22 protein-coding genes, 4 tRNA genes and 1 pseudogene are annotated in these 23,064 nt (G+C 60.0%); 18 read left to right on the forward strand and 9 right to left on the reverse strand.

Going from position 1 to position 23,064, the window contains the following annotated elements; genetic code table 11:
* Nucleotides 1-151: 151 nt before the first annotated feature.
* Complete coding sequence (rtcR, locus tag AACX99_RS20030; protein WP_339414188.1) at nucleotides 152-1,762, reverse strand: RNA repair transcriptional activator RtcR; 1,611 nt, start codon at nucleotides 1,760-1,762, stop codon at nucleotides 152-154.
* 281 nt (nucleotides 1,763-2,043) lie between these two features.
* On the opposite strand from rtcR, the gene AACX99_RS20035 reads away from it, so the two are divergent.
* From AACX99_RS20035 to rtcA, 7 genes are all read left to right on the forward strand, one after another.
* Nucleotides 2,044-2,114 (forward strand) — tRNA-Pro (locus AACX99_RS20035).
* A 314-nt stretch (nucleotides 2,115-2,428) separates the two neighbouring features.
* Nucleotides 2,429-3,574, forward strand: a complete 1,146-nt coding sequence (locus AACX99_RS20040) for a slipin family protein (protein ID WP_339414189.1) — start codon at nucleotides 2,429-2,431, stop codon at nucleotides 3,572-3,574.
* 21 nt (nucleotides 3,575-3,595) lie between these two features.
* A complete protein-coding gene (locus tag AACX99_RS20045; RefSeq protein WP_339414190.1) occupies nucleotides 3,596-3,958 on the forward strand; it encodes a zinc-ribbon domain containing protein in 363 nt (120 codons plus the stop codon).
* A 49-nt stretch (nucleotides 3,959-4,007) separates the two neighbouring features.
* A complete protein-coding gene (locus AACX99_RS20050; protein WP_339414191.1) occupies nucleotides 4,008-5,234 on the forward strand; it encodes an RtcB family protein in 1,227 nt (408 codons plus the stop codon).
* 13 nt (nucleotides 5,235-5,247) lie between these two features.
* The gene (locus AACX99_RS20055; protein ID WP_339414192.1) at nucleotides 5,248-6,630 is read left to right on the forward strand and encodes a HEAT repeat domain-containing protein; all 1,383 of its coding nucleotides are present in this window, start codon (nucleotides 5,248-5,250) and stop codon (nucleotides 6,628-6,630) included.
* Between the two features lie 24 nt (nucleotides 6,631-6,654).
* Nucleotides 6,655-7,485, forward strand: a complete 831-nt coding sequence (locus AACX99_RS20060; protein ID WP_339414193.1) for a nucleotidyltransferase domain-containing protein — start codon at nucleotides 6,655-6,657, stop codon at nucleotides 7,483-7,485.
* Nucleotides 7,486-7,499: 14 nt separating this feature from the next.
* On the forward strand, nucleotides 7,500-8,543 hold the full coding sequence (gene rtcA, locus AACX99_RS20065) for an RNA 3'-terminal phosphate cyclase (protein ID WP_339414194.1): 1,044 nt from the start codon (nucleotides 7,500-7,502) through the stop codon (nucleotides 8,541-8,543).
* Between the two features lie 61 nt (nucleotides 8,544-8,604).
* Here rtcA and AACX99_RS20070 read toward each other — a convergent pair whose 3' ends face one another.
* The 6 genes from AACX99_RS20070 to hemA form a co-directional block, all read right to left on the reverse strand.
* Entirely contained in the window at nucleotides 8,605-9,120 is a 516-nt protein-coding gene (locus tag AACX99_RS20070) for an acyloxyacyl hydrolase (RefSeq protein WP_339414195.1), read from the reverse strand.
* A gap of 83 nt (nucleotides 9,121-9,203) precedes the next feature.
* The gene (murI, locus tag AACX99_RS20075) at nucleotides 9,204-10,025 is read right to left on the reverse strand and encodes a glutamate racemase (protein ID WP_339414196.1); all 822 of its coding nucleotides are present in this window, start codon (nucleotides 10,023-10,025) and stop codon (nucleotides 9,204-9,206) included.
* Nucleotides 10,015-10,770 (reverse strand): molybdopterin-synthase adenylyltransferase MoeB, encoded by a 756-nt coding sequence (locus AACX99_RS20080; protein ID WP_339414232.1) that lies wholly within the window; start codon nucleotides 10,768-10,770, stop codon nucleotides 10,015-10,017. Before AACX99_RS20080 ends, murI begins: the two co-directional genes overlap by 11 nt.
* A gap of 19 nt (nucleotides 10,771-10,789) precedes the next feature.
* Nucleotides 10,790-11,623, reverse strand: coding sequence for a peptide chain release factor N(5)-glutamine methyltransferase (gene prmC / locus AACX99_RS20085; RefSeq protein WP_339414197.1), 834 nt, complete (start codon nucleotides 11,621-11,623; stop codon nucleotides 10,790-10,792).
* Nucleotides 11,624-11,737: 114 nt separating this feature from the next.
* A complete protein-coding gene (gene prfA / locus AACX99_RS20090) occupies nucleotides 11,738-12,820 on the reverse strand; it encodes a peptide chain release factor 1 (protein WP_339414198.1) in 1,083 nt (360 codons plus the stop codon).
* A gap of 9 nt (nucleotides 12,821-12,829) precedes the next feature.
* Entirely contained in the window at nucleotides 12,830-14,125 is a 1,296-nt protein-coding gene (hemA, locus tag AACX99_RS20095; RefSeq protein WP_339414199.1) for a glutamyl-tRNA reductase, read from the reverse strand.
* A gap of 184 nt (nucleotides 14,126-14,309) precedes the next feature.
* Here hemA and AACX99_RS20100 point away from each other — a divergent pair, with 184 nt between their 5' ends.
* The 11 genes from AACX99_RS20100 (at nucleotide 14,310) to AACX99_RS20150 (ending at nucleotide 22,121) form a co-directional block, all read left to right on the forward strand.
* Nucleotides 14,310-16,040 carry a tetratricopeptide repeat protein gene (locus AACX99_RS20100; protein WP_339414200.1) on the forward strand — a complete coding sequence of 577 codons (1,731 nt, stop codon included), beginning with the start codon at nucleotides 14,310-14,312 and terminating at the stop codon, nucleotides 16,038-16,040.
* Nucleotides 16,040-16,657: a lipoprotein insertase outer membrane protein LolB gene (lolB, locus tag AACX99_RS20105; RefSeq protein ID WP_339414201.1), complete on the forward strand. Its 618-nt coding sequence runs from the start codon at nucleotides 16,040-16,042 to the stop codon at nucleotides 16,655-16,657. Before AACX99_RS20100 ends, lolB begins: the two co-directional genes overlap by 1 nt.
* Entirely contained in the window at nucleotides 16,654-17,529 is an 876-nt protein-coding gene (gene ispE / locus AACX99_RS20110) for a 4-(cytidine 5'-diphospho)-2-C-methyl-D-erythritol kinase (RefSeq protein WP_339414202.1), read from the forward strand. The genes lolB and ispE overlap by 4 nt, the downstream gene beginning before the upstream one ends.
* A 43-nt stretch (nucleotides 17,530-17,572) precedes the next feature.
* Nucleotides 17,573-17,647, forward strand: a tRNA-Gln gene (locus AACX99_RS20115).
* A 52-nt stretch (nucleotides 17,648-17,699) separates the two neighbouring features.
* A tRNA-Gln gene (locus AACX99_RS20120) sits at nucleotides 17,700-17,774 on the forward strand.
* A 45-nt stretch (nucleotides 17,775-17,819) separates the two neighbouring features.
* Nucleotides 17,820-18,761, forward strand: a complete 942-nt coding sequence (locus AACX99_RS20125) for a ribose-phosphate pyrophosphokinase (protein ID WP_090251437.1) — start codon at nucleotides 17,820-17,822, stop codon at nucleotides 18,759-18,761.
* A gap of 114 nt (nucleotides 18,762-18,875) precedes the next feature.
* A complete protein-coding gene (locus AACX99_RS20130) occupies nucleotides 18,876-19,484 on the forward strand; it encodes a 50S ribosomal protein L25/general stress protein Ctc (protein WP_339414203.1) in 609 nt (202 codons plus the stop codon).
* 69 nt (nucleotides 19,485-19,553) lie between these two features.
* A complete protein-coding gene (pth, locus tag AACX99_RS20135) occupies nucleotides 19,554-20,144 on the forward strand; it encodes an aminoacyl-tRNA hydrolase (RefSeq protein WP_339414204.1) in 591 nt (196 codons plus the stop codon).
* A gap of 33 nt (nucleotides 20,145-20,177) precedes the next feature.
* Entirely contained in the window at nucleotides 20,178-21,278 is a 1,101-nt protein-coding gene (gene ychF, locus AACX99_RS20140; RefSeq protein WP_339414205.1) for a redox-regulated ATPase YchF, read from the forward strand.
* Nucleotides 21,279-21,355: 77 nt separating this feature from the next.
* Nucleotides 21,356-21,432: transfer RNA gene (locus tag AACX99_RS20145), tRNA-Met, on the forward strand.
* 113 nt (nucleotides 21,433-21,545) lie between these two features.
* Nucleotides 21,546-22,121 (forward strand): hypothetical protein, encoded by a 576-nt coding sequence (locus AACX99_RS20150; protein WP_339414206.1) that lies wholly within the window; start codon nucleotides 21,546-21,548, stop codon nucleotides 22,119-22,121.
* Between the two features lie 45 nt (nucleotides 22,122-22,166).
* On the opposite strand, the pseudogene AACX99_RS20155 reads toward AACX99_RS20150, so the two are convergent.
* Nucleotides 22,167-22,619: pseudogene (locus AACX99_RS20155) on the reverse strand (tyrosine-type recombinase/integrase); the annotation flags it as partial.
* Between the two features lie 2 nt (nucleotides 22,620-22,621).
* Nucleotides 22,622-23,050 (reverse strand): glutaredoxin domain-containing protein, encoded by a 429-nt coding sequence (locus AACX99_RS20160; RefSeq protein ID WP_339414207.1) that lies wholly within the window; start codon nucleotides 23,048-23,050, stop codon nucleotides 22,622-22,624.
* Between the last annotated feature and the right edge of the window lie 14 nt (nucleotides 23,051-23,064).

Consider the following 23,064-nt stretch of genomic DNA (forward strand, 5'->3'; position numbering starts at 1 on the left):
CGGCCCAGTTTCAAGGCAAGCCGCCTGGTGGGTTACGCGGCGCGCCACGCCGGTGGTGTCTGATCGCTTAGCACTCAGCGCCGCTAACCCACCCTACGGGGTCCGTTTAACCGCAGGCCGATCTGTGTCACAACGCTAGTAACCTCCCCCTCTACAACTCCCGCACCATCTGCCAATCCAGACCAAAACGCGCCAGGTATTTGCGCAGCCGATCCGCGTCGTTGGGCTGGCTTTTGCCCTGGCGCGATTGGGCGAACAACTGGCGGCCAGCATCGGACAGGCTGGCGGCCTCACGACAGAGCGCAACCACCCCTGGCAATTGCAGTTGGTCGAACAGGTCCAGCGCCTGCCAGCGCTCGCCGAGCAACCGCTGCAAATCCTGCTCGATACCGCCACGCGCCGGCCCCTTGCCGCTCCAGGCGCGTTGCAGGCGGAGGATTTCCTCCTCCACCTGGGCTTCGTCGATCCGCCCGCTGTCGGCCAGGGTGGCCATGCGAGTGATCGAGGCCGACAGCTCGCGGAAGTTACCGCTCCAGGCCGCCTCGCTGCTGCTCGCAAAAGCCAGGTAACGCTGCCGCGCCTGCAGGTTGAAGCGCACCTGACGGCCCTGCTCGCGGGCGTAGCGCTCCAGCTCGAACTCCAGGTTCGGTTCGATATCCTCACGGCGCCCGGCCAGGCCGGGCAGCTCGAAGGTCCAGAGGTTGATACGGGCGAACAGATCCTCGCGAAACAGGCCCTGCTGCACCCGCTCGCGCAGGTCGCGGTGGGTGCCGGCAATCAGCAGAAAGTCGCTTTCCACTTCCTTGTCGCTGCCCAAGGGAAAAAAGCGCTTCTCCTCGATGGCCTTGAGCAGCATCGCCTGTTCGTCCGGCCCCAGCTCGCCGATCTCATCGAGAAACAGCATGCCGCCATCGGCCGCGCGCAATAGCCCTTCGCGCGCCGTCTGCGCCCCGGTAAAGGCACCTTTGCTGTGGCCGAACAACGCGGACATGGCGCCGTCGCCGCGCAGGGTGGCGCAGTTGACCTCGACGAAACGCCCCTGCAGCAGATGCCGAGCGCGCTTGAGTTCATAGATGCGCCGGGCGAGAAACGACTTGCCCGAGCCCGTCGGGCCGACCAGCAACATCGGCGCGCGCGAACGCACTGCCACCCGCTCGATCTGCTCGATGCTGCGGTTGAACGCGGGGTTGCGCGTGGCGATACCGGATTTGAGAAAGGCCAGGGTTTCCTGCTGCTCGCGGCGAAAGCGCGTGGCGATGCCGTCGTAACGTGACAGGTCGAGGTCGATCAGCGTGCAGGTGCCGCTGTGCGTGGCCTCCTCCGCGCGGCGCCCCGGGGATGTCTGCGCCAGCCTCGCCGGCAGGTAGCGCGCCTCGGTCAGGAGGAACCAGCAGATCTGCGCGACGTGGGTGCCGGTGGTGATATGCACGAGGTAATCCTCGCGCTCGGTATCGAAGGCATAGCTGCTGACGAACTCGTGCAAGGCGCCGTAGACCTCCTGAAAATCCCAGGGATCACGCAGGGCCATGGCATGCAGGCACACCTCGGTTTCCGGCGAGACCGCAGCGATATCGTCGCGTATACGCCCAGCTAGCCCGGCGTCGCGCGGGCTGTGGATCAGTTCGAGGCGGTCAATCAGCAAATCCTGCTGCTGACACAGGCCAACGCTGGGCCGCCACTTGCTCCAGCGGTTGGCGCCCTTGCCGACTCGATCCAGGGTGGCGCCGACAAAGCCAATGGCAACGGTTCTCTTAGCGAACATGTTTATACCAAAAGATAAATATCGATAACAAAATATAGCAATGCAAGCAGCCAAACCCGAGTATGTTTTTCCAACGCTTAAAAATTAAAAATATTTTCCTTATAAATTAGACACTTATAAAAATATTCAGATAGCAGGAAGATTCTGGCACGCCCCTCGCAATATCCCTCTCGACCACAGCGCCAGGCAGGCCAACGGGTCGGGAGTCATATCCCGCCGGTGCCGGGATCCACCTTCGGGTTCGGATGCCCCGCATGCCGCCACCGCAACGCTCGGTCATTGGCTTGGTAGCTCAGTTGGTAGAGCGCCCTTCCCCGGAAGAACGGTCGCAGGTTCGAGTCCTGCCCAGCCATTCGATAGCTCAACTGGTAGAGCAGTCTTCTTCGGAAGACGTGTCGCGGGTTCGATTCCCGCTCGAAAAATGCCCTCTCACGGCAGCTAGATCGCAACACCGCAGTACCCGTTGGCGTGGCAGAGCGATTGCACTGCCACGCCGATCCGCCCGGCCCCGCGCTCGAGCGGCGGGCAGAGTCAACGTCGGGCCAAGGCAGGTCTTACGACAGGACGGTCGCGATGCACGCTCACCCCGCAGCCCCAGTACGGACGCCCGGCGGATCGGCGAACGCCGACACCCATACCGATAAGAAAAGAGAAAAGGAATTAACGATGAACATGCTCAAACGCTTTATGGTGAAAAAGAACGAACGCGCGCTGCTGTACGCCGAAGGCGACTTCCAGGCCATCCTGGAGCCCGGTCTGTACCGCCGCTTCGATCCGCGCAACCGCCTGAGCGTTGAGGTTTTCAGCCTGAACTGCCCGCGCTTCGAACACCGCCTGGCCGGTTATCTGCGCAAGCATGAGCCGGCGTTGATAGAACGCCACTTCGAACGTTTCGATACCGCCGAGCACGAGGCCGGCCTGCGCTATGAAGACGGCATGTTGGTGGAAATATTGCCGCCCGGCAGCCATCGCCTGTACTGGAAGGGCCAGAACGAACAGCGCCTGGAGCGCATCGACCTGAGCCAGGAGTATCGCCTGAACGCCGCGCTGGTCGCCCTGCTCACCCAACCCGGCCTGCGTAGCCAGACCTTGCTGGGCCTGGATGCGGTGTTGCTGACCCAGGTTCCGGCGTTCCAGGTCGGCGTACTCAAGGTCGATGGCGCGGTGATCGAGCTATTGCCTGCCGGCCATTACGGCTTCTGGCGGTTCAACCGGCAGATCAGCGTCGAGCTGGTGGATATGCGGATTCAGGCGCTGGAAGTCAGCGGCCAGGAAATCCTCACCCGCGACAAGATCAGCCTGCGCCTGAACCTGGCGGCCAACTGGCACTACAGCGACGTGTTGCTGGCCCATTCGCGCCTGGCCAAACCCCAGGAGCACCTGTACCGCGAGCTGCAATTCGGCCTGCGTGCAGCGGTGGGTACGCGCACCTTGGATGAGCTACTGGAGAACAAGCAGTTGATCGACGAAGCGGTAAGCAGCCATCTCGCCGCCAAGCTGCCGGGCTGTGGCCTGGAGGTCAGCAGCCTGGGCGTGCGCGACATCATCCTGCCCGGCGAGATGAAAGCCTTGCTGGCCCAGGTGGTGGCGGCGGAGAAATCCGCCCAGGCCAACGTGATCCGCCGCCGCGAGGAAACCTCGGCGACGCGCTCGCTGCTCAACACCGCCAAGGTGATGGAAGACAACCCGACGGCATTGCGCCTGAAGGAGCTGGAAACCCTGGAGCGGGTGGCCGAACGCATCGACCGGATTTCCGTGTTCGGCGGCTTGGATCAGGTGCTGAATGGCCTGGTGACTCTCGCGCCGAAATAACATGCAAGGATAGGCAGCATCATGAAAAGCGGAAAGCAACGCCGCCGGGAAATAAAAACAGCTCGCCGACTGCGAGCGACCAAGGCGCAGCGCGCACTGGACGAGTACCTGCCGCTGGGTTTTCGGCCCAGCGAGGCGAGAACGGTTAACCCAGCGTTACTGGCGTCCTACAACAGCTATGGCGAGCCGCTATTTGTGGCCCGCGGCTGGTATCAGGATCAACCGTTTCGCTGCGTCGATTGCGGCAAGGACGAAGTCTGGACCGCCGCGCAACAGCAATGGTGGTACGAGGTGGTACAAGGTTCGGTATATGCCCACGCGGTGCGTTGCCGCCCCTGCCGCCTGATCCGCCGCCTGGCCGGCCGCGCCCAGCCAACCATTTAGATGCGCACGGCTCTATAGCCGGCGCTTAGTGAATACAAGAGACAAGACCATGAAAGACACAAGCTACCAACTGCTGGAAGTCGCCAACGGCAAACCGATCAAGCTCTGGACCCAGGGCGTGCCGGTGGAGACCGATGCCAAGCAACAGCTGATCAACACCGCCAAGCTGCCGTTTATCTTCAAGCACCTGGCCGTGATGCCGGACGTGCACCTGGGTAAGGGGTCGACCATCGGCAGTGTGATCCCCACCCTGGGCGCAGTGATTCCCGCTGCGGTCGGCGTGGATATCGGCTGCGGGATGATGGCCGCGCGCACCTCGCTGACCGCCAGCGACCTGCCGGATAACCTTAGCGGGCTGCGCGATGCCATCGAGCGCGCCGTGCCCCATGGCCGCACCAGCACCCGCGCCGGCCGCGATAAAGGCGCCTGGGAAAACGTGCCCAGCGCCACCGACCAGGCCTGGGCGAACCTGGCCGGGCGCTTCAAGCTGATCACCGATAAACAACCGCGGCTGGAGAAGACCAACAACCGCAAACATCTGGGAACGCTGGGTACCGGCAACCACTTTATCGAGGTCTGCCTGGACGAGGCCCAGCGTGTCTGGTTCATGCTGCACAGCGGTTCGCGCGGTGTGGGTAACGCCATCGGCAGCCTGTATATCGAACTGGCCAAGGCCGATATGCGCCAGCACATCGCCAACCTGCCGGACAAGGACCTGGCCTACTTCGAAGAAGGCAGCCAGCACTACCAGGACTATGTGGAGGCCGTGAGCTGGGCCCAGGACTTCGCCCGACAGAACCGCGAACTGATGATGCAGGCGGTGATCGCCGCGGCGCGCCAGGTGATCCGCAAGCCGTTCGAGGCCAACCTGCAAGCGGTCAACTGCCACCACAACTATGTACAGAAGGAACGCCACTTCGGCGAAGACGTACTGATCACCCGCAAGGGCGCGGTCTCGGCGCAGAAGGGCGAACTGGGCATCATCCCCGGCTCCATGGGCGCGAAAAGCTTTATCGTCCGCGGCCTGGGTAACGAGGAGGCGTTCAGCTCCTGCAGCCACGGCGCTGGCCGGGTAATGAGCCGTACCCAGGCGAAAAAACAGTTCAGCCTGGACGACCAGATCCGCGCCACCGCCCATGTGGAATGCCGCAAGGATGCCGACGTGATCGACGAGATCCCCATGGCCTACAAGGACATCGAAAAAGTCATGCACGCCCAGCGCGAGCTGGTGGAAGTCGTGCACACCCTGCGACAGGTGGTGTGCGTTAAAGGATAGAAGGACAGGAAAAATGAAACACCTAACGCAATGGCTGGAGCGCCTGCGCCATCGACATCAACACCCGCTGAGCAGCGCGCACTATTGGCAGCAGGATGCGCTGAATATGCTTACAGATTGCGACGAGCAAAATGATTGGTCGCAACTCAGCCGCAACAGTAACGGCTTCGTACGCGAGGTTGCCGTACACGTGCTATGCGATACGCCGAGCAAGCAGGCTTTGCTCGCATTGGTCGAGCGACTCAACGACTGGGTGCCGCAAATACGTCAGCTGGCCGAACGTGGTGTGCAGCACTACCTCCATCCCAATCAGGCTGACGCACTGCTTTACGCCCTGGAGCCCTTGCTGGCATTAGCCGGCAAGGGCCGCTGTAACCCTGAGGCGATCCTGCAGCAAATGGCCGAAGCGCTATCTCAACCAGAACTGCACGCCACACTTTTCGAGGCACTGAGCGGTCGCCGAGGCAAAGGCGCACGCTTTCTTTTCGAGCTACTGCTGAAGAGCGAAGCCGGCGCGCTGCCGACAACGCCACAAATAGCCATGAAACACGCCGATACAGGCGTACGACGCATGGCATTGGCGGCCAGTGGACGCCTGCCCCTGGCAGACGCCAGAGCGCTTTTGCGACAGGGCTTTGCAAGTTCAAGCGCGCAAATAAGAGTCACAGCGCTGCGCGAATGGCTGGCGCGAGACGAGCAATTGCCGCAGATCCAGAACTTGCTGCGCCTGGGCTTGCTCGACCCCGCTCCAGCGGTTCGCTGCCTGGCGTGCTGGGCGGCGCCTCGCTATCAGGTAAACAGTAGAGAAGTGCTGATGCTAGGGCTGACCGAGCAACCGATAGACAAGAACGGCTGGCTCGGGCTTATCGGGCTGGCCAAGGAGCTGGTTGAACCAAGGGCGATGCCGACCCTGCAAGCCGCCTTGTCGCACTCGGCGCCGGTGGTTCGTAGCAGAGCCTTGGAAGCCATCGTGGCAGTAGCCCCTGACGATGTGCTGGCCACCCTGTTGAGTGCTCTGGATGACTCATCCGCCCAAGTCGTGCGCGCAGCCAGCCGACTATTGAAACGCCAGCCCATACGCACGGGTGATGAGCAATTGTCAGCAGCCATAGTCAGTTCGCTAAGCAAGGGAGAAAGTTGCAAGCTTGTTACCTTGGCCGCCCTGACACCACTCTGGAGCCATCTACAGCAATTGCTGCAGGCACTGGAAATAACGGAGGACGGGACGCAGCGAGAAGTACTGCAGGCGGCACTGAATACATGGCACAAACACCGACGGAGAGCCTATGCATTGCAGCCCACGCCTGAGCAGCAGGCTCTGCTGAGCACCCAATTGTTGAGGCTAATGGCAGCAGGAAAGCTGGCGTATTGCGATCCTCAATACTGGATAAATTGAAGACTGGTACCAAGGAACAAACAGATGGACCTGCATCAACAACGCCACCCGCTCTCGACAGAAATGCGCAAGTGGGTATTACGCGAGCTGAAAGCAATAGAAGCGCAGCATGAGGTCACCGTGCTCTACGCCTGCGAGTCGGGTAGCCGCGCCTGGGGTTTCGCCTCGCCGGACAGCGACTATGACGTGCGCTTCGTCTATGTACAGCGCCAGCCCTGGTACCTGCGCGTGGATGCGCCGCGCGATGTAATCGAGCGGCCGCTGAGCGATGAGCTGGATATCGGCGGCTGGGAGCTGCGCAAGACCCTGCAACTGCTGCGTAAATCCAACCCTACGTTGCTGGAGTGGCTGGATTCGCCGCTGGTTTACCGCCAGGAACCGGGCGCCGCTGAAGAGCTGCGCAAACTGGCCGAGCAGTTCTACTGCCCGACCGCCGCGCGGCACCACTACCTATCGATGGCCAAAAAGAACTTTCGCGGCTATCTGCAGGACGAGCAGGTGCGCTTCAAAAAGTACCTCTATGTGCTGCGCCCGTTACTGGCCGTACGCTGGATCGACGCAGGACTGGGCCGACCGCCCATGACCTTCGCTGCACTGCTCGACGCCACAGTGCGCGACCCCGCCCTGCTGGCGGAAATCGATGCCCTGCTGACGCTCAAGCGCCAGGTGGTGGAGTCGGCCTATGGCCCGCGTCGTGAAGCGATACACGGCTTTATCGAGCAGGCGTTGCAGCAAGCCGAAACGCAGCCGGCACTACCCAAAGCGGACGGCGATACGACCGATCTCGACCGTTATCTATGCGAGACGGTGCTGCGCTATTCGCAACCCGGGCACGTGAGCGCCCGGCCTGTCTAATTTGGATCAGAAGTATGCAAAAGGAATTTTTGGAACTGGACGGCGCCATTGGCGGTGGCCAGGTATTACGCAGCGCGCTAAGCCTGTCGATGGTCAGCGGGCGGCCGTTTCGCATCGTCAATATTCGCGCCCGGCGCAGCCGCCCGGGTTTGTTGCGCCAGCACCTGACCGCGGTGCTGGCCGCGGCCGAGGTCTGTGGTGCTGAGGTCGAAGGCGCGCAGCTCGGTTCGATGAGCCTGAGCTTCAGCCCCGGTGCGATCAAGGCCGGCGACTACAGCTTTAGCATCGGCACCGCCGGCAGCTGCACCCTGGTGTTGCAGACGCTGCTGCCGGCCTTGTTGCGCGCACCGGATAACAGCCGCCTGCGGATCAGCGGCGGCACCCATAACCCGTCGGCACCACCGAGCGACTTTCTCCAGCATGCCTGGCTGCCGCTGTTGCGGCGGATGGGCGCACAGCTGGAGTTGAGCTTGCTGCGCCATGGCTTCGCACCGGCCGGCGGCGGCCAGCTGGAGTTACATGTGCAGCCCGGCCAGCTGCAACCGCTGTATTTGGAGGAACGCGGCGCGGTGCTCGACCAGCAGGCGCGTTGCCTGCTGGCGGGCGTGCCCGGCCATGTCGGCGCGAGGGAGCTGGAGCGGTTGGCCAAGCGCTTGAAACTGCCGGACGAAGCGCTGCATTTCGTCCATCTGCCGCAAGAGCATGGGCCGGGGAACGTGTTGCTACTGGAAGTGCGTTGCGAGCAGCTCACCGAAGTGTTCGCCGCCTTCGGCCAGCCGCGGGTGCGCGCCGAGCAGGTTGCCGACCAGGTCGCGAAACAAGCCCGCGACTGGCTAGGTGGCGAGAGCGCGGTGGCGGAACATCTGGCCGATCAGTTGTTATTACCTCTGGCGCTAGCTGGCGGCGGTAGCTTCACCACCCCGCGGCGCACCGCGCACCTGGATAGCAATATCCAGGTGATCGAAGCCTTTCTGCCAGTGCGTATCCACTGCAAAAACCTAGCCCCAGAACGAGTGCAAGTTAGCCTTCGGACTGAAAGCCCCCCAATAAGCACCTAGGCAGAAATGGCAGACCAATAAAAAGCCGGATGGCAATCCGGCTTTTTAACAGTGCAAACGGTTAGAAACTCATGCGGTAATGCAAGGTATAGGCCTCGACACCGTCATTAGGCTGCTTAAGACCGGCGTTGGAATAGTGAATTGCTCGCAGGCCAACTTCTTGGCCGGCGAACCGCATGCCCACACCGATGCGGTCTTCAAACTGGAAGGATGACCCCAGATCGCGGTCTTCAAGTTCGGTGTTAGCGAATGCGGCGATACCGATACCGGCTTCGATATAAGGCCGCACGTTCTGCCCGGCAAACTCGTAGACGAACACCGGTGTGATCGAGACGCTGTGGTTGCTCGACGTCTTGTCGCCATCCCAATAGGTGTAGCCCGCATCCCAGTAACCCGTCAGTCGACCCACGTCACTCTGCCACCAGCTTCGATTGAAATCGAATTGCGTTCCCAGGCGATACACCATGGTGGACTCGCTGCTCTGGCCAATGGCGAAGGTCACATCGGCCGCTTGCGCAGCGCCAATTCCTGCCATGGAGATGGCTGTGCATGCAGCCAAGGTGATCAGTTTCTTCATCGGAATATCCTTTTTTTGACGAGACAACCCCTGTGGGTCAGCTAAGCGTCGCGCGATGTCTGTACTTAGAAACCCGATTTATATCAGCAGTCGGACTCAATATTGTCAAACGACTGTATTAATGACCGATCACCCCATAAAAGGGTCAATAAATTTTCTAGCTGCGTGACGTTACCGCTAGACCAGAATTGCGCCGGCCGTGCGGGGCCATTGGCCAATAGGCTTCGCTCTTCAAGTAACCGTTGCAGCTGCCGCGCCACCGCCGCGCCTGTATCAATCAGGCTGACCGAAGGCGGCACTAGGGTTTGCAGCAGGGGCTTGATAAAGGGGTAATGGGTGCAACCGAGGATCAAGGTGTCGCAACCCTGCTCCAGCAGCGGCGTTACAAAACCCTGTAACAGCGTGCGAGTTTGTTCGCTGCTCAGATCGCCGGCTTCGATACGCTCCACCAGACCTGGACAAGGCTGGGTAATTACCCGCACATCGCAGGCAAAACGGTCGAGCAAGGCGGCAAACTTGGCGCTTTTCAAGGTTCCGGTTGTGGCCAGCACGCCAACCACACCGACCTTGGTCGCGGCGGCGGCAGGCTTTACCGCAGGCTCCATACCGATAATCGGCAGCTGCGGGTACAACTCACGCAGCTCGGCCACCCCGGCCACGGTGGCGGTATTGCAGGCCAGCACCAGCGCCTTTGCCCCTTGGTTCAGAAGAAACGCGGCCAACACCCGGCAGCGCTCGCGGATAAATTCCGGGCTCTTTTCGCCGTAGGGCACATGGCCGCTGTCGGCTATGTAGAGCAGCGACTCATTCGGCAGCAGCATGCGGATTTCGCCCAGCACCGACAAGCCGCCTACGCCGGAGTCGAATACGCCAACCGGCGCGTCTCTTGAGACGTTACTGGCCATTAGCGCCACAAACGCTGCAGCCCGAATCACGCTTGACCCGCAGCTCACGGAAACGGCTACCCAAGGCATCGATCAACAGCAAGCGGCCAACCAACGGCTCGCCAAACTGTGCCAATAATTTCAAGGCTTCCAACGCCTGCAGGCTGCCGACCAGGCCCACCAGCGGGCCGACCACCCCGGCTTCGCTGCAGGTCAATTCGGCCTCGCTGCCATGACCGTAGATGCAGTGATAACAAGGGCTATCATCGCGCCGTGGATCGAACACCGACAGCTGGCCTTCCAGGCGAATCGCCGCGCCGCTAACCAGTGGTACCTTGGCCGCCACGCAAGCCGCATTCACCGCCTCACGGGTGCTGAAGTTATCCGAGCAATCCAGCACCAGGTCGACTGCCGCCACCGCTGTGGCCAGAGCATCGCTGTCCAGCCCCTGCCGATGCATTTGCAGGCGCAACTGCGGATTGATCGCCAGTAGGCGCTTGCTTGCCGAGTCGACCTTGCTCTGGCCGATGCTCTGGGTGTCATGGGCGATCTGCCGCTGCAGGTTAGTCAAATCGACCGTATCGAAGTCCGCCAGATGTAATTCACCGACGCCCGCAGCCGCCAGATACAGCGCCACCGGCGAACCCAAACCGCCGAGGCCGATGATCAGCGCGCGACTGTTTTTCAGGCGCAGCTGGCCAGCGATATCGATCTGTTGCAGGAGGATCTGCCGGCTATAGCGCAGCAGCTCTTCGTCATTCAGCATGTCGTGCGGGCTCATGGCATCACTCATTATCAAAGCGTCCCAGACTGATGCGCTCGTGGCCGCCTAGGTCACGCCGGCTTTCCACCACGCTAAAACCGCGCGCACTAAGTAGCTCGCGCACTGCCGCCGCCTGATCGAAGCCATGCTCCAGCAGCAACCAGCCGCTCGCTTCAAGATAGCCCGGCGCCTGTTGGATGATCAGGCGAATATCGTCCAGGCCATCCGCGCCTGCCACCAGTGCGCTGCTCGGTTCGAAACGCACATCGCCTTCGACCAGGTGGCGATCATCGGCGGCAATATAGGGCGGGTTGCTGACGATCACCTGATAACGCCGACCCGCCAGGGCGCTAAACCAGTGGCTTGCAACAAAGCTGGCATTGCTTAGTTTAAGCCGCGCGCGATTGCGTTCGGCCAGGGCCACCGCATCGGGTACGCGATCCACACCGGTTAGCCGCCAGGCCGGACGCTCGCTGGCCAGGGCCAGGGCAATCGCACCGGTTCCAGTGCCCAAATCCAGCAGTGCAGCAGGCGTAGCCGGCAGCAGCGCCAGAACGGTTTCCACCAGCAACTCGGTATCCGGACGCGGAATCAGGGTGTGCGCCGCGACCTCCAGATCCAGACTCCAGAAGCCCTGCTGGCCAAGAATATAGGCCACCGGCTCGCCAGCCTGACGCCGCGCCAGCGCCGCCTGATAATGCTCAAGGTGCTCGGCCTCAAGCTCGCGCTCCGGCCAGGTGTGCAGATAGCTGCGCGACTTGCCCAGGGCATGGGCGAGCAGTAGCTCGGCGTCCAGACGCGGGGTCGGCGAGTCGGGTAGTTCGGCGCTGGCGAGCAGTTGGTCGATGGTGGTCATGCGATGACGATCTCTTCGTAGGGTGGAAAACCGCGCAGCGTTTTCCACCGCTGGTGGTGGATGAAAACAGCATCATCCACCCTACATTCTCGGCGACAGCCGTAGATCGGGCGATCAATCGCCCAGCGCAGCCAACTGATCGGCCTGGTACTCGACCAGCAGCGGCTCAATAATCGCTTCGACGCCGCCGGCAATCACTTCATTGAGCGAATACAGGGTCAGGTTGATGCGGTGATCGGTGACCCGACCTTGCGGGAAGTTGTAGGTACGAATGCGCTCGGATCGATCACCGGACCCCACCAGCAATTTGCGCGAATCGGATATTTCCTTGTGCGCGGCGGCTTCCTGCTGATCCTTCAATTTCGCCGCCAGCCAGGCCATGGCCTTGGCGCGGTTCTTGTGCTGTGAGCGCTCTTCCTGACATTCCACCACGGTGCCGGTGGGGATGTGGGTGATGCGGATCGCCGAGTCGGTGGTGTTGACGTGCTGACCACCGGAGCCAGAGCTGCGGTAGGTGTCCACACGCAGGTCAGCCGGGTTGATATCGATGGCCATCTGCTCATCCGGCTCGGGCAGCACGGCGACTGTGCAGGCCGAGGTGTGAATACGGCCCTGGGATTCGGTTTCTGGCACGCGCTGCACGCGGTGCGCGCCTGACTCGAACTTGAGCTTGCCGTAGACGTTATCGCCCTCGACCCGAGCAATCACCTCTTTATAACCGCCGTGCTCGCCTTCGCTGGCCGACAGCACCTCGACGCGCCAGCCCTGCTTCTCGGCATAGCGCGAATACATACGGAACAGGTCACCGGAGAAGATCGCCGCCTCGTCGCCACCGGTGCCGGCACGCACTTCGAGGAACACGTTACGGCTGTCGTTGGGATCTTTCGGCAGCAGCATGCGTTGCAGCGTAGCTTCCAACTCGATCAGCTGTTCCTTGGCCTCGGCGACTTCCTCCTCGGCCATCTCGCGCATATCTGGGTCGCTGTCTTTAAGCAGCGCCTGGGCACCTTCGAGATCGGCCTGGACTTTGCGGAAGGCACTGAATGCCTGGTGCACCGGCTCAAGCTCGGCGTACTCCTTGGAGTAGGCGCGAAACTGTGGCTGGTTGCTGATCACTTCGGCATCACCGAGCAGCGCGGTCAGCTCTTCGAAACGATCCTGCAACAGGTCGAGTTTATTGATCAGTGACGCTTTCATTGCGGACCTTTATTTATTAGCCGAGCTGCTATGGGTGGAAGCAGGTGGCGCGCCCTCATCAAGGGCAAACAGTTCTTGGGCCACGCCCAGCGCATCGACGCGGCCGTCAGCAGAGAATTTTTTCAGCTGCACACTGGGCGCATGCAGCAGTTTGTTGGTCAGGCCACGAGCCAGTAGCGCCAGCACATCCTCGGCCGAACTGCCGTTGTTGAGCAGCCGCAGAGCCTTGTTTAGCTCATCGTCACGCAGGCGCTCGGCCTGCTGGCGATAGGCGCGGAGCACATCTACCGCGGCCAGCTCGCGCAAGCGCAGCATAAAGTCCTGGGCACCGGAACTGACCAACTCTTCGGCCGCCTGGGCCGCGCCCTGACGACTCTTGAGGTTTTCCGCGATCACCTCGTGCAAATCATCCACGGTATACAGGTAGACGTCATCCAGCTCGCCGACTTCCGGCTCGATATCACGCGGCACGGCGATGTCGACCATAAAGATCGGCTTGTGCTTACGCTGCTTCAATGCACGCTCCACCGCGCCCTTGCCAAGAATCGGCAGCTGACTCGCCGTGGAGCTGATCACGATATCGCTGTTAACCAGCTCATCGGGGATTTCCGAGAGCAGCACGGCATGTGCGCCAAACTGTTCGGCCAGGCTGCTAGCACGCTCCAGCGTGCGGTTGGCCACCACAATACGCTTGATACCTTGGTCGTGCAGATGGCGAGCCACCAGGCTGATGGTCTCGCCTGCACCGATCAGCAGCGCCTGGCTGCGGTGTAGGTCGGCGAAAATTTGCTTGGCCAGGCTGACGGCGGCAAAGGCCACGGAAACCGGGTTTTCGCCGATGGCGGTATCGGTGCGCACGGTCTTGGCGGTGCTGAAAGTGGCTTGAAACAGCCGCCCTAGCAGCGGCCCGAGAGTACCGGCCTCGCGCGCAACGGCAAACGCCGATTTCATCTGACCGAGAATCTGCGGCTCGCCCAACACCATGGAGTCAAGACCCGAGGCCACGCGCATCATATGGCGCACGGCTTCGTCATCCGCATGGATATAGGCGCAGGCGCGCAGCTCATCGAGGCTCAGACGATGGTAACTGGCCAGCCAGGCCAGCACTTCATCAGCGCTCAACTCATCCTGCTCGAGGTACAACTCACTGCGATTACAGGTCGAGAGAATCGCCGCCTCCCGACTGCTGGTGCGCTGACACAGCTGCTGCAACGCCTCAACCAACTGCTCGGGAGTGAAAGCCACGCGCTCGCGGACATCCACCGAGGCGGTCTTGTGGTTGATACCGAGGGCAATAAAGGCCATGCACGTCGCTGACAGGGAGTGGAAGCCGGCAATTGTCCTACTTCGGCAAAGCGAGAACAACCACTGCGGCCTATTGTCCCAAGTAGGCAAGTTATCTCCATAAACAGGATCATGGCAGCCCATGGGCTTGCCCTAATGCTTGTGTCATGATGCCCAGACCGCAGGTTGGCCACATACTCTCCCTATGAATAAATCTTTCGCCTTGCTGACTGCCGCTGCCTTATTAAGTGGCTGCCAGACCTTTGCCCCCTCTGCCCCGGATGGCGCGCCGCCGGTGGAAGAACCCTCTGTAGTCGCCACACAAGCGCAGTCGCAGGTTTATCGCGACTTCAGCCAGGAAACCCTGCTATCGCTACTGGTCGCGGAATTAGCCGGCCAACGCAACCGCTTCGATATTGCCCTGGAAAACTACGTAGAACAGGCCAATGCCACCCAGGATGCTGGTGTAGCCGAGCGCGGTTTTCGTATAGCCGAGTATTTGGGTGCCGAGCAGCCGGCCCTGGAAACCAGTCTGCTGTGGGCTAAGGCCGCACCAGAGAGTATCGACGCCCAGCGCGCTGCCGCCGTGCAACTGGCCCGCGCCGGCCGTTACGACGAATCCATGAGTTTTATGGCGCAGGTTCTGCAGCGTCAGGGCGATACGCATTTCGACTTCCTCGCCCTGTCCGCCGCTGAAACCGACCCGGACACCCGCGCAGGCCTGCTGCAAAGCTTTGATCGCTTGCAAACCAAATACCCGGACAACAGCCAGCTGCAATTTGGCAAAGCCCTGCTGCTGCAACAGGATGGCCGACCGCAGGAAGCCCTGGAATTGCTGGAGCAACAGCCCAGCAAAGATCGTCCTATCGCATCGATCCTGCTGCATGCGCGCCTGCTGCAAAGTCTTGAGCGCAACGACGACGCTCTGCCGCTGCTGGAAAAAGGCATCGAGCAGTACCCGGACGACAAACGCCTGCGCCTGACCTATGCCCGCTTACTGGTCGCCGAGAACCGCCTGGATGACGCCAGAGGCGAGTTCGCCTCACTGCTCCAGCAATACCCCAACGATGATGACCTGCGCTTTTCACTGGCCTTGGTCTGCCTGGAAGCCAAGGCATGGAAAGAAGCAATCGTCTACCTGGAAGAACTGGTCGAGCGCGGTAGTCATAGCGACGCCGCGCACTACAACCTGGCCCGCGCCTACGAAGAACTCGGCGACACCTCCAGCGCCCTGATCGAATACGCCCTGGTCGGCCCCGGCAATGACTACCTGCCCGCACAGGCCCGTCAAAGCGACTTGCTATTCAACGAGCAACGCGCCAAGGAAGCCGCCGAGCGCCTGCGTCAGGCCCGCGAAAGCCAGCCTGACTACGCCATTCAGCTGTACCTGATTGAAGCCGAGGCCTGGTCCAAGCAGCAGGACACTGAGCGCGCCTGGCAACTGATCCAGCAAGCCCTGGAGCAATTCCCGGAAGACCTCAATCTGCTTTACACCCGTGCCATGCTCGCGGAAAAGCGCGACGATCTGACTCTATTGGAGCAGGACCTGCGCTTTATTCTTGAGCGCGAGCCGGACAACGCCATGGCGCTCAACGCCCTAGGCTACACCCTGGCCGACCGCACCACGCGCTACGCCGAAGCCAAACAGCTGATCGAGCAAGCGCACCAGCTCAACCCGGAAGACCCAGCGATTCTCGACAGCCTCGGCTGGGTCAATTACCGCCTAGGCAACCTGGATGAGGCCGAGCGCCTGCTGCGCCAAGCCATGCAAGAATTTCCCGACCACGAAGTTGCCGCTCACCTGGGCGAAGTGCTGTGGGCGCAGGGCAAGCAGAATGAAGCGCGCAAACTTTGGCGCGAGGCCCTTAAACAGCAACCAGACAGCACAATCCTGCGCAGCACTCTGCTGCGCCTGACCGGAGCAGAGACACTCTGATGCTTGCGCGCCACCTGATAGTTTTCAGCCTGATCACATTATTAGCGGGCTGCGCCGGCCTGACCTCCCGCGAAGCCCTCGAAGGCCAGGGCGACGCGCAAAGCTGGCAAGCCCATAAACAACGAATCAGCAGCCTGGATGCCTGGCAGATCAACGGCAAGGTCGGCATCCGCGCACCGAAAGACTCCGGCAGCGGCACCCTGTTCTGGCTACAACGCCAGGACTATTACGACATTCGCCTGTCCGGCCCACTGGGTCGCGGGGCGGCACGCCTGACCGGCCGCCCCGGCGCAATCCAGCTGGAAGTGGCCAATCAGGGCCGCTACCAGGCCGAGTCGCCGGAACAGCTGCTGCAAAACCAGCTAGGCTTGAACCTGCCTGTCTCGCACCTGCTCTGGTGGATTCGCGGCCTGCCCTCACCCGATAGCAAAAGCCGTCTGAACCTCGACAGCCAAAGCCACCTGGCGCAACTGAGCCAGGACGGCTGGCACGTCGAATACCTGAGCTATGCCGAGCAAAATGGTTTCTGGCTGCCCGAGCGCATCAAGCTCAGCGGCTTCGATCTGCAAGTCACCCTGGTGATCAAGGACTGGCAACCGCGCCAGCTCGGTCAATGAGCGCTCCAGCAATACCCGCCGCTGCCGAACTGATTCTGCCTGCACCGGCCAAGCTCAACCTGATGCTGCACATCCTCGGCCGCCGCGCCGACGGCTATCACGAGCTGCAAACCCTGTTTCAGTTTCTCGATTTCGGCGATGAGCTGGGCTTTGCCTTGCGCTCCGACGGTGAAATTCATCTGCATACGCCCATCGACGGCGTACCCCACGACAGCAATCTGATCGTACGTGCCGCGCGCCTGCTGCAACAGCACGCAAACTGCACCTTGGGTGCCGATATCTGGCTGGACAAGCGCTTGCCCATGGGCGGCGGCATCGGTGGTGGCAGCTCGGATGCTGCCACCACCCTGCTCGGCCTGAAGCACCTGTGGCAGCTCGATTGCAGCGAAGAACAACTGGCCACATTGGGCCTGAGCCTAGGCGCCGACGTGCCGGTATTCGTGCGCGGCCATGCAGCCTTTGCCGAAGGCGTGGGTGAAAAGCTGCAACCGGTGCCCCTGAGCGAACCCTGGTTTCTTGTCGCGATCCCGCAAGTACTTGTCAGCACAGCGGAAATTTTCTCCGACCCCGAGTTGACACGGGATACGCCGCCCATTAAAGTTCGCAGCCTTCTTGAGGGGGGTGGTCGTAATGACTGCCAGCCGGTGGTCACGAAGCGTTATCCAGAAGTTCGTAACGCTTTGATCTTGTTGAACAAATTTGTTTCGGCTCGATTAACCGGCACTGGAGCTTGTGTGTTTGGGAGCTTCCCAAACCAGGACGATGCTGATAAAGTCGCCCGCCAACTTCCAGCCACTTTGCCAAGTTTTATTGCCCAAGGCCGTAACATTTCGATGTTACACCGCAAGCTCGAAACCTTGGTCAGGAAGTGAATGTCCGCTTTTAGTAATTAAGAGCACAGAGTTGTACGGTAATAGGGGCGTCGCCAAGCGGTAAGGCACCAGGTTTTGATCCTGGCATGCGTTGGTTCGAATCCAGCCGCCCCTGCCATTTCCGCCCTGGAGCGGATACACAACTCAAAGCATTCGGTTACACAGGATACAGGGGCGTCGCCAAGCGGTAAGGCACCAGGTTTTGATCCTGGCATGCGTTGGTTCGAATCCAGCCGCCCCTGCCATTTCTGTACTCATCCAGGTATACCCCCAGCCGGCAGGTACTGCGCGTGTCCAAGATGATGGTTTTTACGGGGAACGCTAACCCCGATCTGGCGCGACGTATCGTACGTCAGCTGCACATTCCCCTCGGTGATGCCTCGGTCGGTAAATTTTCCGACGGCGAGATCATGATTGAAATCAACGAAAACGTCCGCGGTAAAGACGTCTTCCTGATTCAACCGACGTGCGCGCCAACCAACGACAACCTGATGGAACTGGTAGTGATGGCCGACGCCTTCCGCCGCTCCTCAGCGACCCGAATTACTGCAGTTATCCCCTACTTTGGCTATGCCCGCCAGGATCGCCGCCCGCGCTCCGCTCGCGTGGCAATCAGTGCCAAAGTTGTGGCTGACATGCTCACCGTTGTAGGCATCGACCGGGTGTTGACCGTCGACCTGCACGCGGATCAGATCCAGGGCTTCTTCGATATCCCAGTAGATAACATCTACGGTTCGCCAGTACTGGTGGACGACATCGAAGACCAGCGCTTTGAAAACCTGATGATCGTCTCCCCAGACATCGGCGGCGTAGTGCGTGCACGCGCCGTGGCCAAGTCCCTGGGTGTTGACCTGGCGATCATTGACAAGCGCCGCGAGAAAGCCAACCACTCCGAAGTGATGCACATCATCGGTGATGTTGAAGGCCGTACCTGCATCCTGGTCGACGACATGGTGGATACCGCCGGCACCCTGTGTCATGCGGCCAAAGCGCTGAAAGAACACGGCGCCTCAAAAGTCTTCGCCTACGCCACACACGCTGTACTGTCTGGCCGCGCCATCGAGAACATCGAAAAATCCGTACTCGACGAGCTGGTGGTGACCAACACCATCCCGCTGTCCGCCGCTGCGCAATCCTGTTCGCGTATTCGCCAACTGGACATCGCCCCGGTAGTCGCTGAAGCGGTTCGCCGCATCAGCAATGAAGAATCGATCAGCGCGATGTTCCGTTAATTCGGCACACGCCCTGAGCGCAAACGCCCTGCCCTGATGGCAAGGCTTTTCAACCAACCGTCCCGTCGCTGGTCGCAAGCGTAACGGACGGTTTGGTTATTTTGGAGAAGTGAAATGACTGAATTTGCCCTGAATGCCGAAGTGCGTTCCGACCTGGGGAAAGGTGCGAGCCGCCGCCTGCGTCGTAACGTTGCCATGGTTCCTGCCGTAATTTACGGCGGCGAAAAAGCTCCACAATCGATCAGCCTGCTGGCCAAAGAACTGGCCAAACTGCTGGAAAACGAAGCAGCCTACAGCCACGTGCTGAGCCTGAACGTAGCCGGCAGCAACGAAAGCGTGATCATCAAAGCCCTGCAGCGTCATCCAGCCAAAGGCTATGTGCTGCATGCTGACTTCATTCGCGTAGTCGCGGGTCAGAAACTGACCGCTATCGTTCCCCTGCACTTCATCAACCAGGAAACCTCGGTTGGCGTGAAGCAGCAAGGCGGCGAAGTGTCCCACGTTCTGTCGGAAGTAGAAGTATCCTGCCTGCCGAAAGACCTGCCGGAATTCATCGAAGTCGACATGGCTGCCGTTGAAATCGGTCAGATCGTTCACCTGGCTGACCTGAAACTGCCGAAAGGCGTTGAGCTGGTTGCACTGGCTCACGGTAACGACCTGGCCGTGGCTAACATCCACGCCTCCCGCGTTGCTAAAGACGCAGAAGAAGGCGCTGCTGAGTAAACCTCGCAGCGTCGGAAACCAGCTCGGTATGCGATTCTGCCGAGCTATTTCCACAAAAGGGCTCCTGACATGACTGCCGTACAACTGATCGTTGGCCTGGGTAACCCCGGCCCTGAATACGACCAGACCCGGCACAATGCAGGGGCCCTTTTCGTTGAGCGCCTGGCGGACAGCCAGCGTATCAATCTGAGCCTCGACAAAAAGTATTTTGGCCTGGTTGGCAAATTCAGCCATCAAGGCCGCGATGTTCGCCTGCTGATCCCCACCACCTTTATGAACCGCAGCGGCCAGGCCGTAGCGGCGCTGGCGAATTTCTTCCGCATCCCGCCGGAAGCTATTCTGGTGGCCCACGACGAACTCGATATGCCCCCCGGCGTCGCCAAACTCAAACAGGGTGGCGGGCACGGCGGGCATAACGGGCTGCGCGACATCATCGCCCAGCTCGGCAATCAGAATAATTTTTACCGCCTGCGGCTTGGCATTGGCCATCCCGGGCACAGCAGCATGGTCTCCAACTTCGTCCTCGGCCGCGCACCACGCAGCGAACAGGAACTATTGGATACCAGCATCGACTTCGCGCTAGGCACCCTGACGGAAATACTTGCGGGCGACTGGAGCAAGGCCATGCACAAACTGCACAGCCAGAAAGCCACTTCTTAACTCTTTACCGCCACTCGCGCGAGGGACAACACCATGGGATTCAACTGCGGCATCGTCGGCCTGCCCAACGTCGGCAAGTCCACCCTGTTCAACGCCCTCACCAAATCCGGTATTGCGGCCGAGAACTTTCCGTTCTGCACCATCGAGCCGAACAGCGGCATCGTACCAATGCCCGACCCACGCCTCGCGGCGCTGGCGGCCATCGTCAACCCCAAGCGCATCCTGCCGACCACCATGGAATTCGTCGACATCGCCGGCCTAGTGGAGGGCGCATCGAAGGGCGAGGGCTTGGGCAACAAGTTCCTCGCCAACATTCGTGAAACCGACGCTATTGCCCACGTGGTGCGCTGCTTCGAAGACGACAACGTGATTCACGTTGCCAACAGCGTCGACCCCAAGCGCGATATCGAGATCATCGACCTCGAACTGATCTTCGCCGACCTCGACAGCTGCGAAAAGCAACTGCAGAAGACCACCCGCAACGCCAAGGGCGGTGACAAAGAAGCTGTCGCCCAGAAAGCCCTGCTGGAAAAGCTCATCCCCCACTTCAGCGAAGGCAAGCCAGCGCGCACCCTGATGAAGGCTTTGGGTGACGACGAGAAGCAACTGATACGCGGCTTCCATCTGCTCACCAGCACGCCAGTGATGTACATCGCCAACGTCGCCGAAGACGGCTTCGAAAACAACCCACTGCTCGACATCGTCCAGGCCATTGCTGACGCCGAAGGCGCTCCGGTGGTACCTGTATGCAACAAGATCGAAGCAGAAATCGCCGAACTCGATGACGGTGAAGAGAAGGACATGTTCCTCGAAGCCCTAGGCCTTGAAGAGCCCGGCCTGAACCGCGTAATCCGCGCAGGCTACGAACTACTCAACCTGCAAACCTACTTCACCGCAGGCGTCGAAGAAGTCCGCGCCTGGACCGTAAAAGTCGGCGCTACGGCCCCACAGGCCGCTGGCGTGATTCACACCGACTTCGAAAAAGGCTTTATCCGCGCCGAAGTCATCGCCTACAACGATTTCATCCAATACAAGGGTGAAGCTGGCACCAAGGAAGCCGGTAAATGGCGCCTGGAAGGCAAGGACTACATCGTTAAAGACGGCGACGTCATGCATTTCCGCTTTAACGTGTAAGCGATTGATCGCGCGCATAAATTTTCGCTCAACAGGGTTGACACCCAACCCCAAGACGCGAATAATGCGCGCCACTCGGCTACGTAGCTCAGCTGGTTAGAGCATAGCATTCATAATGCTGGGGTCCGGGGTTCAAGTCCCTGCGTAGCCACCAAACAAAACAAGGGTTTAGCGAAAGCTAAGCCCTTTTTTGTTTTAAAGACAGACCACAAACAGACTACACCTCGACTACAACTCCCCAAAACCTCCCAACATGGCAGGACGCCAATGAAGATTATAAAGCTCATATTGATCGCGGCAGTGCTCTTTGCCACTGGAACACTGCTTTTCCGCTTGCTCCCGCTGCATTACCAGCATGAAATTTCCGACTGGTATGCTCGCCTAGGAACCCCCACCTACTCAGAGTCACCTGATTATTTCTCTGAGCGAGATCAAGACGCTGTTATCAGCGAGAATAAAGCTCGTGGCCACAAGCTGAAATGCTATGGCAATTTGGGCCCGGCAGAACGCATAAACGCGAAAAATGACTATCTTTGCTCAGCGAATATCAGCACCGCCTATGACAACATTCCTGCACGCTTGGTAACTTTTTTCTTCTCCAATAAGAAGCTAACCAACGTACGTATTGAGTTCGCGGCGGGCAGCTTTGAACTTCTAGAGGATTATCTTTCAAGAAAGCTCGCCGACTACCAACGCCTAGATCAGTTGCCAGGGGCAAAATTCGGCACAGACTCATTCGGAAAGAAGCTAGTCGTGTGGCGAGTCAAGGACGGCTTAATAGTCGCCGCCGCAGAAGATACGCCGGGACAGAACCCGATAATACTTTGGAACAGCTACAGATAACGGCCCTATGAAGCCAAACGGAATACCCCTTGCTGCGGGAATAACTCATATAACTCTATGAGCACTCTGGACCAACGGGGATAACCGTAGTGCCGACTCAAGGTGATCTGGCGATAGATGTGCATAGCGCATGGTCATTGTGATGGAGAAATGCCCAAGGATTCGCTGCAGGCTGAGGATGTCACCACCGGCCATCATGTAATGACTGGCGAAGGTGTGCCGCAGGATGTGGGTTAGCTGCCCCGGCGTGTCGAAGCCGCAGCGCTCATAGGCACCACGGAAAGCAGCCCTGCAGGAGACAAACAGCCGGCCAGTTCCAGGCATGGCTACCTTGAGCGCAGCCTCTTCCACTTCCTTGGGAATCGGCACTGAGCGAGACTGGCGGTTCTTAGTACGGTGGAAATGCGCCTTACCACCAAAGATGGCAGCACGGCCTAGGCTCTCGGCCTCATCCCAACGCGCACTAGTGGCCAAGCAGATCAGAGCAACCGGGTATGTAGCTACTGATAGATGCGCTGGAAGCCTGCAACGCTGAAGCCATTCATCCTCTTACCGCCAACCAAGATGACAGGCACGCCATTCCCTCGAATGGAGTCATAAGCCTGCCTGGCGCGTTTGTCTTTCTCGATATCGTACTCGACGTAGCTGATGCCACTTTGCTGGAAGTAGTTGCGGGCTTTTTTGCAGTACCCGCACCAACTGGCCGAATACATCACGACTCGTTTCGACTCTACGCTTTGAACAGGGGAAATAGAGTCATAGCTCACGCTCTCATATGAGTTGACCTTAACCGAGACAAGCTCCGCGTTGTCTTTCTCTTGCGGCTTATCCCCGAAATGGACACGGCCGGTCTCATCCGTCCATTTGTAGATTTCAGCTGCACACACCAGCGGCAGTGCCGCGATAAGAAGAATGAAAAATTTAGCCATCTTGGTAGCCTCCA

Origin of the sequence: Pseudomonas sp. EA_35y_Pfl2_R5 (assembly GCF_963970805.1) — a bacterium.
Taxonomy (GTDB): Bacteria; Pseudomonadota; Gammaproteobacteria; order Pseudomonadales; family Pseudomonadaceae; genus Aquipseudomonas.

Excerpts from the sequence above, each read along its gene's own strand:
- prmC (WP_339414197.1), bottom strand. The coding sequence starts at position 11,623 with ATGACCACCATCGACCAACTGCTCGCCAGCGCCGAACTACCCGACTCG.
- AACX99_RS20130 (WP_339414203.1), top strand. The coding sequence starts at position 18,876 with ATGACTGAATTTGCCCTGAATGCCGAAGTGCGTTCCGACCTGGGGAAA.
- ychF (WP_339414205.1), top strand. The coding sequence starts at position 20,178 with ATGGGATTCAACTGCGGCATCGTCGGCCTGCCCAACGTCGGCAAGTCC.
- lolB (WP_339414201.1), top strand. The coding sequence starts at position 16,040 with ATGCTTGCGCGCCACCTGATAGTTTTCAGCCTGATCACATTATTAGCG.
- AACX99_RS20150 (WP_339414206.1), top strand. The coding sequence starts at position 21,546 with ATGAAGATTATAAAGCTCATATTGATCGCGGCAGTGCTCTTTGCCACT.
- AACX99_RS20100 (WP_339414200.1), top strand. The coding sequence starts at position 14,310 with ATGAATAAATCTTTCGCCTTGCTGACTGCCGCTGCCTTATTAAGTGGC.
- AACX99_RS20045 (WP_339414190.1), top strand. The coding sequence starts at position 3,596 with ATGAAAAGCGGAAAGCAACGCCGCCGGGAAATAAAAACAGCTCGCCGA.
- AACX99_RS20050 (WP_339414191.1), top strand. The coding sequence starts at position 4,008 with ATGAAAGACACAAGCTACCAACTGCTGGAAGTCGCCAACGGCAAACCG.
- murI (WP_339414196.1), bottom strand. The coding sequence starts at position 10,025 with ATGGCCAGTAACGTCTCAAGAGACGCGCCGGTTGGCGTATTCGACTCC.
- ispE (WP_339414202.1), top strand. The coding sequence starts at position 16,654 with ATGAGCGCTCCAGCAATACCCGCCGCTGCCGAACTGATTCTGCCTGCA.
- rtcA (WP_339414194.1), top strand. The coding sequence starts at position 7,500 with ATGCAAAAGGAATTTTTGGAACTGGACGGCGCCATTGGCGGTGGCCAG.
- AACX99_RS20060 (WP_339414193.1), top strand. The coding sequence starts at position 6,655 with ATGGACCTGCATCAACAACGCCACCCGCTCTCGACAGAAATGCGCAAG.
- pth (WP_339414204.1), top strand. The coding sequence starts at position 19,554 with ATGACTGCCGTACAACTGATCGTTGGCCTGGGTAACCCCGGCCCTGAA.
- AACX99_RS20040 (WP_339414189.1), top strand. The coding sequence starts at position 2,429 with ATGAACATGCTCAAACGCTTTATGGTGAAAAAGAACGAACGCGCGCTG.
- AACX99_RS20055 (WP_339414192.1), top strand. The coding sequence starts at position 5,248 with ATGAAACACCTAACGCAATGGCTGGAGCGCCTGCGCCATCGACATCAA.
- AACX99_RS20070 (WP_339414195.1), bottom strand. The coding sequence starts at position 9,120 with ATGAAGAAACTGATCACCTTGGCTGCATGCACAGCCATCTCCATGGCA.
- prfA (WP_339414198.1), bottom strand. The coding sequence starts at position 12,820 with ATGAAAGCGTCACTGATCAATAAACTCGACCTGTTGCAGGATCGTTTC.
- AACX99_RS20160 (WP_339414207.1), bottom strand. The coding sequence starts at position 23,050 with ATGGCTAAATTTTTCATTCTTCTTATCGCGGCACTGCCGCTGGTGTGT.
- rtcR (WP_339414188.1), bottom strand. The coding sequence starts at position 1,762 with ATGTTCGCTAAGAGAACCGTTGCCATTGGCTTTGTCGGCGCCACCCTG.
- AACX99_RS20080 (WP_339414232.1), bottom strand. The coding sequence starts at position 10,770 with ATGCTGAATGACGAAGAGCTGCTGCGCTATAGCCGGCAGATCCTCCTG.
- hemA (WP_339414199.1), bottom strand. The coding sequence starts at position 14,125 with ATGGCCTTTATTGCCCTCGGTATCAACCACAAGACCGCCTCGGTGGAT.